A 15,687-nucleotide genomic window follows, 5' to 3' on the forward strand; every position below is an offset into this window, starting at 1 on the left:
CTAGACTGAGCTTCCAACTATGAGGGCCATTCACTATGTTAAATATCGATGTGAAAAATATTGTTTACTGGATGAAAATCGTATCCGGGGTTTTTCAAATTGGGGGGGTGGTGGTCGCCTCGCTAATCGATCTTAAAAGTAAGGCCGTTGACCTGGCATTGGAAAGTGTTCCGGGCAATCCTGCTCTAGAGGAATACAACTCCATCAAGGGTGATGGTGGTCGTATACCGTCAGAAGAGGAACTTCACTACAACGATTTAGCGAGTCGGGATAATCCAAAGAGGAACGCGGCTCTTTTCAAACTGTCGATCGTGATGGTCGGTTTCGGCATGGCGTTGCAATTATTAGCGGACATTATTGAGCCGGCCTGATCAACTCTTTCCCTTTATTTCGCGCGTTGCCCACTGCCGTGTTGACCTTGAACCACTCGAAGGTCTCGGCCGGCTCGCCCTGGTGCAGCACCATCTGCTCAGCGCGCTCTTTGGGTGTAGCCGGGTCCAACCATTCCCGGGCCAGGTCCGGCGTCAGTACCACGGGCCGCCGGTCGTGAATGTCCACCATTCCGCCGGCGCTGTCGGCGGTGATGATCACGAAGCCGTCATGCTCGCCCGGTCCTTCATCGCTGTCAGGCAGTTGGCCAATGGCTGCGCACAGCACGGGCGCGCCATCCCGCCGGCGGATCAGGTAGGGCTGCTTTTTCGGGCCGCCTTCATCGACCCATTCAAACCAGTTATCGATGGGCGTGATTGCCCTGTGCGGCCAGATCGCGCCGAAGAACGGTCCGTGGGCCACCTTCTCGACGCGAGCATTGATCGGCGCGGCGCGATCTTTGGCCCAGTGCGGGCGCCATCCCCATCGCACCATGTCGGCGTGCAGCAGATCACCCTGCAGGTGGAGCAGGGCGACCTGGGTTGTCGGGGCGACGTTGTAGCGCTCGAGCGGTGTTTCACCGGCGGAGTTCGCCAGGGCATTGGGCATGCTCAGCGCTGCAACGAAGTCGTGAATGCCGCTGTACTGGGAAAGTCTTCCGCACATGGTCAAGCCCTCAATCTGAAACCTGAGCTTAGACGATGGTTTTTGGACGAGTGATAAGGCCATCAAGCAGTTCTTTCAGTTGATCGGCGCGTTTCTTGTCAGCCCTTGACGAGGTCGTCAGGTCGTTGATCTGTTTGCGCATGGCGGCGGCTTCAGCGCCTGTCTCAGCGAGGTATCCACGGAACTGTGTTTTGACGGCCTCCGCCTCGGCCAGCATCTGCACCAGGCCGTGAATATCCTCCCTCGCTTTACGCAGCTGCAGATTCAGTTCCTGGATCTCATTCTCCAGTAGGCGGGCGTGCTGTTTGTGCATTTCGAGAGGCGTGGGGATGCCAAGCCACTCGCAGGTGTCTTCGTCAATGTTCATGGGGTGTGGTCCGATTGCTGTATGTGTATACAGTAATCGAGGTGCGGTAATGCGCTAGTCGTTCGCCGACGAACTGCACGTTCACCCGACGATCAGTCAGGCGCCATGAGGACAGCCAGGGTCAGCTTGATGAATTCTTCGTTCTCGTCGATGGTGTGCAGGGCGCCGCGCACATTTTCAGCCACATCGGCGGAGCCACGTTGCTCGACCCAATTCGATAGCTCCATGATGGAAGCCTCCAAGGCCAGCTGGTTTTCGTAGAGCTTGGAGAGCAGGGAGGGGAGCAGGTCTGAGTTGGGCATCGGCGTTCCTCTGGTGGAGTGAACAGCTTAGCATTTGGCACTTGGGAGCCCACTCAAGGTTATGAGTGTCCGCTCTCGACCCAAAGCTTACATTGCCTGTAGCTGAAGTTGACCGACCATGAATCCGTATTGCAGCATGGAATTGAAGTGTGGCAGAGCAGTGCGGCCACTCTGTAAGCGTTACCTTCGCACCAAACCGGAAGAAGCCTATGATTAGAAAAAACGGGGTCAGACCACGTTTAGTAATAGTGATCTGACCCTGATTTCCTTTTTCGTTTTCTCTTCGCTGCTCTCTCGTACTGTGCAGAGAATATTTTCATCGAATGGCTGCACGGATCCGGCAAAATTTCTGATAGGTGAGCGATGTTCAAAGAATATGAGTTGTTTCTGCATTCGAGCGATTCTGAAGACTACTGGTCGGATGAAGGTATTGATGTTGCAGGCGCTCAGGTCTCTGAATTCACCGTGTCGGACTGGCGCGAACTTGAATCCGCCATTAGCGTGAAGCCTGATGTGTGGCTGGGCCGATGTGCCGAATCGCTCACTGATTGCCCTGATGTACGCGCGTTGCAGGTACTGTTAAGGCTGCTTGAAGCGAAAGAGGAATCGGTGGTCATTCATGCGCTTGAGTCAATCGATGCGCTCTTTTTAGCCGGTTACATACGGGACGTTAGCCCTGTCATCACGGCCTTGAGCGAAGGGGTTGATGCTTCCACTCAGACCCTGGAATTGATGGTGGCTACCTTGATCAGGAAGCTCAAATAACCAACGATGGGTCGGCGCTGTGGCGAGAGAAAAGAAAAAGAGGTTAGACCACGATTAATAATTGTGGTCTAACCCTGTTTTTCCTTGTTCGTTTCGGCGCGTTGCAAAGCGACCGAAAGCGCCGGAATGAAATACAACGCAAAGCGATTCCGTCATCTGTTGCTTACCTCAGTTTTGCGAGAAGACCAAGAGCATCCATCGTCTGATGCCAGTTTTGGGTCGATTGCGGCCTCGTGCGGCAGGTATGCGTAATTGCATGGGCTTGACCACCCATTTGCATTCGACTTGACCAGTCGTTTGCATCGGATTTGACCAGCGCACTGGGTGGTCTTGACCGGCAAAAAACGGCCATAGGCAGACGCTCAGCGATGGGGGCTGAACGATGTCTCCGCCCCCATCAGGAGCTTGAGAAAGCTTTCAGCCTCTGAACGGTTCTGGAACATTAAAGTGAAGGTGCCCAGTGTAAGCAAGCAACAAAGGGGAGATTCGATTTCTTCGAAAACGATTTTCACAGACGTCCTCCAGTCAAATCTTAACTAAGTAGTTACAGGAAGTAGCGGTTTGACCTGCCTTCCATCCTGAAACACCCGATCCTTACCATCATGCTTGGCTTTATACATATTGCTGTCGGCGCATTTGAGCACTGCTGACATGTCCGATGTCGCTCGGAACTGCGCGACGCCCGCGCTGCAAGTGAATTGATGCGGAGGCAATACACTGCAACGGATGTTGGCCAGCAGGCGCAACGCGTATTCATTAGCAACAGCATCATCTTCGCCCAACAACAAGACACCGAATTCCTCACCACCAATCCGCCCGACACTGTGGCTGCCAGGGGTGGATTTCAGGCACGCGGCCATTGCACACAAAATCTTGTCACCTACATCGTGACCGTACTGATCGTTTTTTAATTTAAACCCGTCAATGTCCAACATTATAAAGTAGCCGCTGTGACCTTCTGCCAATGCATTTTGGAAGATCCCCATAAACGCCCGTCGGTTAAGTAAGGAGGTGAGAAAATCTGTCTCTGCCAATGTCCTGAATTCACTTTCGACCAACAACACTGACCGCATGTTTCTTAGATAGGTAAAGCTGAGAGTGAAACCGATGGACACGGAAGCAACGCAAAAAATGACCAGATAAACTTCCAGTTCCCGGTAAAACCCAACGTCCAAAGTGGGCCACATCAGTATCCAGACCAGCAGTGTAGACAGAAGATAGTCCTGAACCGTGACGAATAAGATAGCACTGCTTACCACGATGATCACAGCTAGGGGCAGCGTAAAGACGCGCAGCTGCACATTGGTGTCAATCACATGCGAAAAGCCGAGTGACAAAACCAATATATAGACGCCGCCGAGCATTCTCCATATGCGGAAATCAGCAACTACGCGATGAACGTACCAAATAACCAACAACGATGCTGTAACCAACAGGTTTGGCAGCTTTAACGTTGTCGCAGGCTCAACCAGCAACACACAAAGCCAGGAAACAATTCCCGCCATTTCAATCTTGGTTACCGCTGGTGACAGCAGCGTTCGCATTCTTGGTCTGATTTTGAAAATCGCCGGCATCCCTAAACTCCTTTTCCGAAACGACCTGAATGTGATGTCAACGCCTGGGCATACCTGATCAATGAATTAAGTGTGTTTCAGCATCCAAACGCCTGTTATCAATCAGAAAAACTGCACGCAAAAACTTCCATATTGCTTTCACCATAGGAGGAGGCGTTACCGAACGCAGATAGAGCGTTCAATGCAGATCGCTGGTGACTCTACCAATGGCTTTCACTACTTGCTTTGCGCCTGACTGTATAGCCGCCATCGCCATACCTGCCTGTTCGGACAACTCCAATAAAACGTCGGCTTGGTCTCTGCTGCACTGGACATGCAACGCGGCTTCGCCGGCCAATTCTCGATTTTGCCTGACCACGCCGTTAATCTCCTGCGTGGCCACACTGGTACGGCCGGCGAGCTTGCGCACTTCATCCGCCACGACAGCGAATCCCCGCCCATGCACTCCAGCGCGTGCAGCTTCGATAGCGGCGTTAAGCGCCAAGAGATTTGTCTGGGTGGCAATGGCGCCGATCGTGTCGACGATGGAACCGATCAACTGCGACTGCGATTCCAGCGCGGTCATGCTATCGGTCACCAAGGCCATCTGTTGGGCAATATTCTGTGTGCCGAGCACGGAGTCGGCGACCAGTTCCATACCTCGGTTAGCTTTCACATCGGCATCTAGCGACACGTCGTAAGCCATGGTCGCTGCTTGTTTGATTCCGTCGGCTTTTTCAACTTGCTCGGTCACTACGCTGGCGAATTTGGCAATTTTATAAACCCGGCCGGAAGCATCTCTGATGGGATTGTAAGTAGCCTCCAGCCAAACCACTTTTCCGCTTTTATCTACCCGGCGAAAGCGACCAGCGTTAAACACGCCCTTGTTCAGACGCTTCCAGAACTCGGTGTAATGCGCCGACGCCACGTCCTCCGCCAGGCAGAACAGGCGGTGATGCTTGCCCTGTATCTCCGCAAGACTGTAACCCATGGCCTGGACGAACGATTCGTTGGCGTAAACGACCTCACCCGCGAGACTGAACTGGATGATCGCCATCGAGCGGTTCAGTGCGCTGAACATTTCGATGGCCTCCTGTTCGTCCCGCTCCAGCGGTGGTGCAACCATGCCGTAGCCTTGAAACGTCCGGTTCGCTGCAGCGATCCAGGCTATATTAAGTGTCACAGCACGGCCGTCGGAGGCACGATAGCGTTGCCGTTCGATGGCGCACAGGTTGGGTGCAAAATCATTCTGCAGTTCCGCGTTGATGTTACTCATTGCCATATTTGAAAGCTGTTCCAGCGAGTATCCCAGCGTTTGCGCAAACCGCTGGTTGGCCGAGATAATCTGGCCATCTCCATTGACACGTACTGAAAGAAAAACCGCTTCGATGTCGGCGACTGTCCCGAGCGCCAGGCACAATTCCTCTTGGCAGGTAAAAAGAGCATTCTTCAACTGGCGATTAAACACGCTGAACTCCGGCATAAACAATTACAACAAAAAGGACAGTGATTAAATCGCTCCCCAAAAGGACGATCGAATAACAAGCGAACTCATCGCGCTAACGCCCACAAACACTGCAAATACCACCAGGCTCGTTTTCTACTTCGCTCTCATCAACTCCCAACTCCATGCTGACACGTGCAATTGCAAAGTAGATTGACATGGCCCGCCGTATCAATTCGAGAAAGGCCGGACTTAACTCCACTAAACGTTTGTCGCATTTGAAATAGCCCAGTAATTGGCCTTCTTTGATCATGCGCTGCATATGCGTTTTGGACACGCCCAGACGCGATGAAAGCTCAACGTAAGAGGATACGTTGTAGCCGGTCTCTAACGAGCCGGTGCGCAGGGCATCAGCATAGAGTGCGAGCATCGGCAGATGACCGCCGTCCCGGTTGAGAATCCATTTCGCTTCAGGCAACAGCTTGTCGAGCAGGAAGTCACCTTCAAGTATCTTGGCAAACCCTCGAAAATATACGCGCGATAGATCAGCATTCTGCCCCAAACCCGATAACCAGCTGTCGTATGGAGAGAGCATTTGCGAAGGCATCAAATACGATTTGATTAGTTGCACGGTACTGCTTAGCGCTTTTTCCGTAGGTCGGAAACTGCGTTGACGTCCATCCTGGCCATGTAGCCGAACATCCAGATATCCGGCGATGGACAAGAATGAGCAATAAGAGTCCAGGCTGTTTCGAGACATATAGCCACGTTCTTGGCAAAATGCCTTTACTTTGGATAAAGGAGCTTTCTCGTCTTTGTAGCTGAAGCTCAATAAAGACAGGGCCACCATGAACCGGTCATATTTCCACAAATTTTTATAAAATGAAGGCTTTTCTCGATAGCTTTCCATGACCAAATCGAAATGCAGTAGAACAGCTTCATCTATATTGCCCCTGGTCATTTCGGAACTGGTCTCTTTCAAATACTCAAGCAGATCAGTCTTGTTCATCGAAGTTACACAACCCTTAATCGGTAATATCAAACAGCTACCAGTCGCAATACGCAGAGTATATGCGTATTCGAACCGCTGGCAGGTTCACCCCAAAAATGTTTTATGACCTGACGCGCTTCGATCACCGCTTATCCGAGTGTGTCTGATCGATGCCCAGCTGCCTAAAGATGCGCGGCGTGCATAAATCCCTTCGACCAATAGCAGCCATCAACGCGTCACTATAATTCCCGCCCGCCCTTGCATCATGATGCTCGCCACGATCCCCTCGTGGCACCGAACTATAGTTGCAGGATCTAACCCATCTTGGAGTGGGCCAGCGTGAATTCATCGCCCAGGATCCCGACGGTTATCTCATCAGGTTGGTAGAGCGGTTGGGTGAGAAGCCGATTTGCTCAATCTGAATTTGAATCTGAGTCAAGCCGATAGTCAGATTTGGGGTTAAGCGGACGTAGTTCAACGTCCGTTAATGGCCGAAAGCAGCCATACGATTTGTCTCACGAGTCGTGGGCTATTGGTGGTTTGTCTTCGGTCGGCAGGACGCCAGGGATGGGGTTATGCAATTCCGGCATGAGCTGAAATTTCCCCGTTGGGACCACTTCTGGAACCAACGGGCGCATTTCGGTGCGTTACGGGTGATTACTCATGACGATTTGGCCCAGCAAACACTGATCATCAGCAATCACCGCAATGCATTTTATACTGCATGGTGATGTTAGCTGTGGAGATCAATTACTTTACCTATCAATAGCTTGGAGTGCGCTAATTTGAGCCGGGCCCATTTTGTGGCCCAGGCCAACGGGCATACGTCGGCAGCGACATCAAGGCGTGAGGCCCAGTCGCTGAGCAGAAAAATGGGTGCATGTTGGAATTTGGCGCGCATTGTCGCATATGTCAGGCGGGAGTTGTATGGCGGTGCAAGGATGGATTCGCCTGAGTCTCCGGCATCGCCACCCACAACAACCCCAATGCAACCGCAGCCACACCCGCCAGGGTCAGGAACGCGGCGTTGTAACCCGCCCACTGCACGACAAAACCCGCCAGGCTGCTGCTCAGGGCCGCGCCGAGGCCGAATGCCGTGGACAGCGCCCCCAGGCTGACATTGAAGCGGCCGGTGCCCTGGGTGAGGTCTTTGACTATTACCGGAAACAGCGCGCCAAATACCCCGGCACCGACCCCGTCAAGCATCTGCACCGCGACCAGCCAATAGGGATCACTGGACAGCGTATACAGCACGCCCCGCAGCGGCAGAATCATGAAGCCGGCGAGCAGCAGTGGCTTGCGCCCCCACACATCGGCCTTCACGCCCACCAGCCAGGCCACCGGCACCATCACCAACTGGGCCGCGACGATGCAGGCCGAGGTCAGCGGTGTGGCCATCTGCAGGTTGATCTGGGACAGCTTTTGGCTGACCAGCGGCAACATCGCCGCATTGGCCAGGTGAAACAGTGCGCAGCAGATGGCGAACAGCATCAGGGGTTTGTTTGCCAGAAGCACGGCCATCCCCGACGGCTGTTCGTGTTCGGTGCTGTGGGCAGGGTCGAAACCCCGTGCTACCTCGTGGTCGATTGCCTTGGCTGAAACGCAACTGACCGCGATGACACTGGCCGCTGCCATGACTGCCATCAAATAGAACACCGCCACCGGGCCGAACAGGTAGGCGAACCCGCCGGCGAGCAGGGCAGCCACCGCGTTACCGGCGTGATTAAAGGTTTCATTGCGGCCGGTGCGGCGGGTGAAGGCGCGCGGCCCGGTAATGCCAAGGGAAATCGCCGAGATGGCCGGCGCGAACACCGAGGCCGCCGCTGCACTGGCCGCCTGGGTCAGCGCCACCAGGCTGAAGGAGCTGACGAAGGGCAGGAGCAGGCAACTGGCGGTCACCAACAGGGCGGCGATCACAATCACCGCGCGCTTGCTGCGGGTTCGGTCAATCAACGCGCCGGCCGGCGTCTGGGTGAGCAACGCCGCAATGCCGGCGAGGGTCATGACCACCCCGATGCTGGCAGGGTCCCAGTGGTGCACGGCCAGCAGATAAATCGCCAGGTAAGGCCCCAGTCCGTCACGGACATCCGCCAGGAAGAAGTTCAGGCTGTCCAGGGACAGTGTGTTGCGCAGGTCAGAGCGAGTGGCCATGGCACGGTCTTCAGGCGAGAGGTGGGTAGCCATAGTGACCTATGCCATGAGGGGATAGTTTCTGGCGCACGGGTCGTCAAAGCAAAAACATGTACAAAGTGGCGCCCTTTGCATCAAAAAATGGCGCTGGCGCAGGTTTTTTCAGGGAATCTTATTGTTAACAGTTGAACATCCAATAAGCCTGGCTTATTTTCCGTCCGTTCGCCCTACAGTAAAGGCTCTTTACCGGTTCAAGGATGGCGAGGCTTTTGGTGTAGGGCGGACGTCTTTTGTCGCAATGACTAGAAGGTTTTGGAGCCGCAATGGACATGCTGTCAGCCCAAGAGGCTATTTCCAGCAACAAGGACGCCTGGAACGAATCCGCCAGGTTGCATAAAAACACCGCCAACTGGAACACCCTGCTTGAGGATGTCGCCAAGCCCGGCTTTTCACGCCTGGACCCAACGTTGACCGCATTACTGCGCAAGGTCGGTGTCGAGGGCAAGGACGTGGTGCAACTGGGCTGCAACAATGGCCGCGAGAGCCTGTCGCTGTTCGGGTTGGGCGCGCGCACGGTGGTGGGGATCGATCAGTCCGAGGCCTTTGTGCAGCAAGCTCGTGAGTTGGCCGACGCGTCCCCGTACAAGGCGGAATTCATCGAGGCCGACATTCACCATTTGCCCCGTGGATTGGCCGAACGCTTTGATCTCGCCTTGATCACCATCGGCGTGCTGAACTGGATGCCGGACATCGCGTTGTTCATGGGCCATGTCGCCAGTACCCTGAAGCCCGGCGGCAGCCTGGTGATTTACGAAACCCACCCGTTCCTGGAAGTATTCGACCCGACGGCGCCCAACCCGATGTTGCCGGTCAGCTCCTACTTTCAGCGCGAGCCTTTCGTGCAGCAGGAGGCCATCGTCTACGAAGGTGAGACTGAAGGCGTCGCGGCCGCCTCCTATTGGTTTGTACACACCCTGGGAGAAATCGTCAGCGGGGCCATCGCAGCCGGGTTGCAGATTACTCATCTGCAGGAGTTTGCGCACTCCAATCGCGAGGAGCTCTACGACCAGTATGAAAACCAGCCTGCGCAATTGCCCATGTGCTACACCCTCACCGCCATCAAATGCCCGGCCTGACTGGCTGCCGGACAGGCAAAAAAAAGCCCGCGAGGACGGCGGGCCAAGGTGTTCACTGGAGTAGGTAGCCTTCACCCTATAGGCCGATAAGTGAAGGCCATGTGAAAACCATGTCGCAAGAACGGATGTACAGCCTCTTCAGCTTCTGCGCACAAAGGTCCGCATGGTTTGCCCCGGGCCAGTACTGAAACGGGTAGGGCGGGGCATGCCTTCATCTGCTGCGATAAACATGAAGTGATCACCTTCCAGCTGGTAACTCGCGAGCAATTGCTTGCCAGCATCTTCACCCATCGAATCGACCCAGGTAATGCTTTTGGGTGCCGTGCTGGCATCGAGGGTAAAGCTGCCTGCCAGTAACACCTCACCGTCGACGGTCACTACCCGGAATTGATCTCCCGCAATCGTGGTGATCGCACCGGGAGCACTGTGCTCATCGGCAGGGTTGGACACGCCGCTGTCTTCGAGCGCCGTTTGTTCCCAGGCGCCTTGAAGCGCCTGAAAATCGTCCTCTGAAACAGATGTCATACAAATTCCTTTTTTGGTTGAAAAATGAACAGTCAATGGGGCAGATTTCCAAAGCCTGACGGATTACCTGAATCGATTTTGTGAGAAATGTCTTGTTTCACATGACTGCGTGCGAATTTTCCTAATAATGCCGGGTGTTTAGCGCTATTTTATGCGCTGTTTCGGACACGGTTCTTTACAAGTTCGTCTACGCTCAGCGCATCGGCAATGACATTCAGGTATCTGAACGAAAACAACCTCCAATTGTGTGGGACTTTTCTGGATTCTCAGTGGTCCGATGACCATCGGTAGATCGTGTGTGTCTTGTGCACAGGGCGTTGTCCCTGTTTTTCAAGTGGTTATTCAGTCTTTCACGAATATGTGCGGCCGTTGACGTCGACTTTTTAAGGTGCTCCAGTTTTGAATAAAACTCCTCGGTTCCAAGCTCATGCGGCGTCGGACGAAATTGATCTGATTGAACTGTGTCACGGTATCTGGCGGCAAAAAAAGTTAGTGCTGGGGTGTACGATTCTGGCGGGCGTCCTGGGGGTCGGCTACGCATTTCTGGCGCCGCGAGAGTATCAGGTCAGTAGCGTGCTGCGTCCTGCCGCCATCAATGAGCTCGATGCACTGAACCGTTCCGAAGTCTATAAGCTGCCCCCGGCGGATGCCTTGAACAAGGTGGGGGCGCAACTCGATTCCTACGAAGCTCGCCTGGGGTTCTTCAAGTCCCATGAAGAGCTGTTCAAGGCGTTCAAGAAATCCGGTCAAAGCCTTGAGCAGAGTTTTGAGGAGTTCAACCGAAACTCCATCAACCTGATCCTGCCTGACCCGAAAAAAGCCGATTCCCTGAGCAGCTATATCCGGCTTGAGTTGCAGTACCCCAGAGACATCGACGGGGTGGCAATTCTCAACGGCTTTGTGGACTACGCCATTGATATGGAGCGTGCCCAGGTCGGTGCAGACCTGAAGGTGATCGTCAATAACCGCCTGAACGAGCTCAAGGGCAAGATTGACGCGGCACGCTCCAACTACGATACCGATAAGGAATCGAAGATTGCCAAGCTGCTTGAGGCCGACAGGCTCAAGCGAGCCCAATTGGAAGACGAGTTGGGTGCCCTGCGTCTACAAATGAAGATGGAGCGAACGGATCGGTTGGCGGAGCTGGCAGAGGCCATTTCCATCGCCAAGTCGATGGGCATCAAGACGCCGACGACGCCTTCCTCTATGGCGGATGCATCGCGCAGCGGCTCGAATCAAGTCATGCGCACCGAGGTCAATAACCAGAAAATCCCGCTGTACTTCATGGGTACCGAAGCCCTTGAGGCAGAGCGCACGGCCTTGCAGGCGCGAACCAACGACGACTTTACCAACAGCCGCATTGCAGAAATTGGCAAAGAGTTGCAGATGTTGCAGGTCAACCGTGAAGTGGAAGTGCTGAAAAAGCGTGGGAATGAAGACATCTTCTTGCAGGATGTTGAACCATTGCGAGCTGAAGTCGCGCGGTTGAAGGGCCTCAATATTGACATGAGTAACCTGAAACTGGTCACCATTGACCGGCGTGCCCAAGAGCCGCTGAGCCCGATCAAGCCGAAAAAAGGCTTGGTGATCGCGCTGAGTCTGGTTGGAGGATTGGTGCTGGGTGTACTGATTGCACTGGGCCGCCATTTTGTCTTGTCGCGACGCGAGTCTGTGCCTTATTCGCCGTTGGATGACCATAGGCTTTCCCAGCGTCCACGCAAGGATGACGAACCGCAGGTTTAACCCCGACAGCCCTCGGGCTTGCCGCCTGGCAAGCCCGCTCCCGCCCCTCGCAGCACACTAAGTGGACACCTTTTCACAATTCTTGATTAACCTTTGGTTACAAAGTGTGGCTAAAATAGCTGCCAATGGCCATGACCGGATTGTCGCCCGGCCTGTCGTGCTGCCTATTTGTGAATTGTGATTTCAGGTGCTGCATCTTCAATCCTCGGCCGTCGTGGGCACGCAGGAGCAGCCTGTTCTCTTCTGACTTGTGACGAATACCTTGAAACTCATCATTGTTGCTCTCTACGTTGCCTCCATTGCCTACGTTCATCTGCGTGGCCGTGTGCGGCACAAGCTGGGCCGCCAGCTCAGTGATCACTCGACCTTCCTGGCTCCGGTGAACTGCTTTCTGTACCTCTTCTCCAAACTGCCCAGCCGACCGTACCTGTCTCCCAGCGACTTTCCCGACCTGAGTCCGCTTCAGGAACACTGGGAAGAAATTCGCCTGGAAGGCCAGAACCTGCTGCGGGCAGGCGAGATCAAGCGTTCCGACCAATACAACGACGTGGGTTTCAACTCGTTCTTCAAGTCGGGCTGGAAGCGTTTCTATTTGAAGTGGTATGGCGACAGCCATCCGTCCGCGATGAAGCTGTGCCCGCGAACCACTGAGCTGGTGCAAAGCATTGGCTCGATCAAGGCGGCGATGTTTGCCGAATTGCCACCGGGCTCCAAGCTGGTACGTCACCGTGACCCGTACGCCGGTTCCTACCGTTACCACCTGGGCCTGGACACGCCCAACTCCCCGGGCTGCTACATCAACGTAGACGGTGAAAATTACTATTGGCGCGACGGCGAACCGGTGATGTTTGACGAGACATTCATCCACTACGCCGAAAACACCACGGAGCAGAACCGGATCATTCTGTTCTGCGATATCGAACGCCCGATGAAGTACCGCTGGGCGGCGGCGTTCAACCGTTGGTTCAGCCGCAACGTAATGGCTGCGGCCGGCTCGCCCAACGATGCCGGAGACAAGACCGGTGGCTTGAACCGTGCCTTTACCCGCCTGTACAAGATTCGCCTGCGTGGCAAAGAGCTGAAAAAGCGCAATCGCACCCGTTACTACCTGGAGAAGTGGGCGATCTTCGCCGGTTTGGCGTTGATCTTCATCCTGATCTGAACCTGGCTGGAGCGCGCATCAGCCTGGCGGATGCGCGCCCAGCTTGTCCCACATCTTCTTGCTGATCTTCTGCCGATTGGCATAGCCCGCCCACGGGTCCTTCTTCAAACCCTGCAAACGCTCGTGCAAGTTGGCGACGGTCCATTGCTGGGCACCGTGCAAACCCTTCAACTCATCACGACTCACGGGTACCGAGACCGGCAGGCCAGGGCGTGCGCGCACCGAGTACGCCGCCACCGTACTGGCGCCGCGGGCGTTACGCAGGTAATCGATAAAGATTTTGCCGATGCGATTTTTCGGGCCTGAGGTCGCGGTAAAACGCTCCGGCAACTGCTGCGTCATAAACTGGGCAATCGCCTTCGCGAAGGCTTTTACCGTTTCCCAGTCGTCCCGGCGCGCCAGCGGCACCACCAAGTGCAGGCCTTTGCCACCGCTGGTCTTGACGAACGCTTCCAGCCCCAACTCATCCAGCACCGACAGGGTCAGTTGCGCCGCTTCGAGCATGCTTTTCCACGGCAGAGCAGGGTCCGGGTCAAGGTCGAGCACAAACAGGTCCGGGGTTTCGATCTTGTCTGCGGTGGCGCCCCAAGTGTGCAACTCGACGGTGCCCATTTGCACCGCGCCGATCAGTGCGGCCGGGCTGTCGATTTCCATCAGCCGCGCATGGCCCGGGTCCAGGGCCTGGTCCAGTTGCTGGATATTCGGGATCGCCAGGTGTTCGGAGTGCTTCTGGAAAAACTGTTCGCCTGCAATGCCTTCCGGTGCCCTGAGCAAAGACACAGGACGGTCACGCAAGAAGGGCAGGATCCATTCGCTGATGCCCTCGTAGAACTGCGCCAGTTGCAGTTTCTGTGTACCACTTTGGGTGTCGATGACTCGGTCGGGATGGGTGATCTTGACCCCGGCCACAGCACCGGCCTCCGTTGTTTTTTTGCGCGGTTTTTCCTTCAGCGGCTTTTCCTTCAGCGACTTGGCTGCTCGCGGCTGTTCATGAACAATCTGCTCCACCGGCTTGTCGGTACGCAGCCCGACAAAGGCCGCCTGGCGCACCACGCCTTCGCGGGTCCATTCGGCGAATTGCACTTCGCCCACTAATTGAGGTTCGACCCAATGCACGCCACGAGCCTGGGCGCTGGTCAGCGGTTTGGCCAGCGGCGACGCATCGCGCTCCAAGGCTTTCAATTGCTCACTGATCTTCTTTAAGGCGGCCTGATCAAAGCCCGTACCCACACGCCCGGCATACACCAGGCCGGTGTCGTCATTAACCGCCAGCAGCAGGGCACCAAAGCCGCTGCGCGAACCTTGCGGGCGAGTGAAACCGACGATCACGAACTCCTGGCGCAGCCGGCACTTGAGCTTGATCCAGTCCGGGCTGCGTTTGGAGACGTACAGGCTGCCCGCACGTTTACCGATCACACCTTCCAGCGCCAGGTCACAGGCGCTTTCGAAGATATCCCGCTGGTTGGCGGCAAACGACTCGGAAAAGCGCAGCAGCTTGCTCTTGCTGCGAGGCAGTACTTTCTTCAGCGCGGCGCGGCGTGCTTCAACAGCCGTTTCCCGTTGGTCACGACCATCAAGAAACGGCGCATCAAACAGGTAATAGACAATGTCCAGGCTGCGACCGATATCAAAGGCGTTCTGCAACGCCTGAAAGTCCGGCAACCCATCAGCGTTCAAGCTGACCACCTCGCCGTCGAGCCAACTGTCCTTGAGTTTAAGGGCCTCCAGGGCCTTGACCTGGCGCGGCAGCCGGTCGGTCCAGTCATGACCGTTGCGGGTGAACAGCCGTACTTCACCGTCACGAATACGCGTGAGGATGCGGTAGCCGTCGAATTTGATCTCGTACACCCAGTCGCCGTCCGGTGCACGGTCCACCAGTGTCGCCAATTGTGGGGTGAACTGATCGGGCAGGGCAGTTGAGGATTTGCGCGTGGTTTTCTTCGCAGCAGCTGGTTTTTTTGGGCGCCCCACCGTTGCATCGCTCAGCACGCTTTTCGGCTCGGCCTGGACCACGTCGTAATCAGCCAACGGGCGCGCCTGTTGATCGTTTTCCTTGATCAACAGCCACTGCTCCTTGTCGCCGCTGCCCTTAAGCCGCGTGCGCACCAGCGTCCAGTCGCCGGCGAGCTTTTCGCCGATCAGGGTGAATTTCAGCTTGCCGGCCGCGTAGGCTTTGCCCGGGTCGTCGTGGGGCTGCCACACGCCGCGATCCCAGACAATCACGTCACCCGCGCCGTACTGGCCGGCGGGAATGCTGCCCTCGAAACTCCCGTAGCCCAACGGGTGATCTTCCACATGCACTGCGAGCCGTTTCTGGCTCGGGTCCAGGCTGGGGCCCTTGGGCACCGCCCAGCTTTTGAGCACGCCATCGAGTTCCAGGCGAAAGTCGTAATGCAGGTTGCGCGCATCGTGCTTTTGAATCACGAAGGTCAAGGCCTGGGCCTGGCTCCTGCCCCGAGGCGCATTGCCTGCAGGTTCGGCGGTTATATCGAAGTCGCGCTTGGCGTTGTATTCACTCAGGGGCTTGGCCATGG

The 15,687-nt window shown here is 55.5% G+C and carries 14 protein-coding genes and 2 pseudogenes; 6 read left to right on the forward strand and 10 right to left on the reverse strand.

Translation table 11 applies throughout. From position 1 onward, the window contains the following. Window positions 1-35: 35 nt before the first annotated feature. Window positions 36-371, forward strand: coding sequence for a hypothetical protein (locus NVB75_RS01735; protein ID WP_258345616.1), 336 nt, complete (start codon window positions 36-38; stop codon window positions 369-371). Here NVB75_RS01735 and NVB75_RS01740 read toward each other — a convergent pair. The 3 genes from NVB75_RS01740 to NVB75_RS01750 form a co-directional block, all read right to left on the reverse strand. Then, complete coding sequence (locus NVB75_RS01740) at window positions 355-1,035, reverse strand: SOS response-associated peptidase (protein WP_258345618.1); 681 nt, start codon at window positions 1,033-1,035, stop codon at window positions 355-357. The genes NVB75_RS01735 and NVB75_RS01740 overlap by 17 nt on opposite strands. A gap of 28 nt (window positions 1,036-1,063) precedes the next feature. Continuing rightward, window positions 1,064-1,402: a hypothetical protein gene (locus NVB75_RS01745; RefSeq protein ID WP_258345619.1), complete on the reverse strand. Its 339-nt coding sequence runs from the start codon at window positions 1,400-1,402 to the stop codon at window positions 1,064-1,066. 92 nt (window positions 1,403-1,494) lie between these two features. Then, on the reverse strand, window positions 1,495-1,704 hold the full coding sequence (locus tag NVB75_RS01750; protein ID WP_177044645.1) for a hypothetical protein: 210 nt from the start codon (window positions 1,702-1,704) through the stop codon (window positions 1,495-1,497). 363 nt (window positions 1,705-2,067) lie between these two features. On the opposite strand from NVB75_RS01750, the gene NVB75_RS01755 reads away from it, so the two are divergent. Further along, entirely contained in the window at window positions 2,068-2,469 is a 402-nt protein-coding gene (locus NVB75_RS01755) for a HEAT repeat domain-containing protein (protein ID WP_258345621.1), read from the forward strand. A gap of 536 nt (window positions 2,470-3,005) precedes the next feature. Here NVB75_RS01755 and NVB75_RS01760 read toward each other — a convergent pair. The 4 genes and pseudogenes from NVB75_RS01760 to NVB75_RS01770 form a co-directional block, all read right to left on the reverse strand. Continuing rightward, a complete protein-coding gene (locus tag NVB75_RS01760; protein WP_032888665.1) occupies window positions 3,006-4,043 on the reverse strand; it encodes a GGDEF domain-containing protein in 1,038 nt (345 codons plus the stop codon). A gap of 178 nt (window positions 4,044-4,221) precedes the next feature. Next, window positions 4,222-4,728, reverse strand: coding sequence for a methyl-accepting chemotaxis protein (locus tag NVB75_RS33190; protein WP_370467935.1), 507 nt, complete (start codon window positions 4,726-4,728; stop codon window positions 4,222-4,224). Window positions 4,729-4,773: 45 nt separating this feature from the next. Further along, window positions 4,774-5,505, reverse strand: a pseudogene (locus tag NVB75_RS33195) (PAS domain-containing protein); the annotation flags it as partial. Window positions 5,506-5,581: 76 nt separating this feature from the next. Then, window positions 5,582-6,475: a hypothetical protein gene (locus NVB75_RS01770; RefSeq protein ID WP_258345623.1), complete on the reverse strand. Its 894-nt coding sequence runs from the start codon at window positions 6,473-6,475 to the stop codon at window positions 5,582-5,584. A gap of 311 nt (window positions 6,476-6,786) precedes the next feature. Between NVB75_RS01770 and NVB75_RS01775 the strand changes: the two are divergent. Next, a pseudogene (locus NVB75_RS01775) lies at window positions 6,787-6,879 on the forward strand (VOC family protein); the annotation flags it as partial. A gap of 490 nt (window positions 6,880-7,369) precedes the next feature. Here NVB75_RS01775 and NVB75_RS01780 read toward each other — a convergent pair. After that, a complete protein-coding gene (locus tag NVB75_RS01780; protein ID WP_258345624.1) occupies window positions 7,370-8,608 on the reverse strand; it encodes an MFS transporter in 1,239 nt (412 codons plus the stop codon). A 302-nt stretch (window positions 8,609-8,910) separates the two neighbouring features. Here NVB75_RS01780 and NVB75_RS01785 point away from each other — a divergent pair, with 302 nt between their 5' ends. Then, a complete protein-coding gene (locus tag NVB75_RS01785; RefSeq protein ID WP_258345625.1) occupies window positions 8,911-9,723 on the forward strand; it encodes a bifunctional 2-polyprenyl-6-hydroxyphenol methylase/3-demethylubiquinol 3-O-methyltransferase UbiG in 813 nt (270 codons plus the stop codon). A 138-nt stretch (window positions 9,724-9,861) separates the two neighbouring features. Here NVB75_RS01785 and NVB75_RS01790 read toward each other — a convergent pair whose 3' ends face one another. Next, complete coding sequence (locus tag NVB75_RS01790; RefSeq protein WP_258345627.1) at window positions 9,862-10,248, reverse strand: TIGR03067 domain-containing protein; 387 nt, start codon at window positions 10,246-10,248, stop codon at window positions 9,862-9,864. Window positions 10,249-10,647: 399 nt separating this feature from the next. On the opposite strand from NVB75_RS01790, the gene NVB75_RS01795 reads away from it, so the two are divergent. After that, window positions 10,648-11,991: a Wzz/FepE/Etk N-terminal domain-containing protein gene (locus NVB75_RS01795; protein ID WP_258345630.1), complete on the forward strand. Its 1,344-nt coding sequence runs from the start codon at window positions 10,648-10,650 to the stop codon at window positions 11,989-11,991. A gap of 262 nt (window positions 11,992-12,253) precedes the next feature. Continuing rightward, a complete protein-coding gene (lpxO, locus tag NVB75_RS01800) occupies window positions 12,254-13,153 on the forward strand; it encodes a lipid A hydroxylase LpxO (RefSeq protein ID WP_076013577.1) in 900 nt (299 codons plus the stop codon). Window positions 13,154-13,171: 18 nt separating this feature from the next. On the opposite strand, the gene ligD is transcribed toward lpxO, so the two are convergent. Further along, the gene (gene ligD / locus NVB75_RS01805) at window positions 13,172-15,685 is read right to left on the reverse strand and encodes a DNA ligase D (RefSeq protein WP_258345638.1); all 2,514 of its coding nucleotides are present in this window, start codon (window positions 15,683-15,685) and stop codon (window positions 13,172-13,174) included. Between the last annotated feature and the right edge of the window lie 2 nt (window positions 15,686-15,687).

This window comes from Pseudomonas sp. CBS, from assembly GCF_024734645.1.
Taxonomy (GTDB): Bacteria; Pseudomonadota; Gammaproteobacteria; order Pseudomonadales; family Pseudomonadaceae; genus Aquipseudomonas.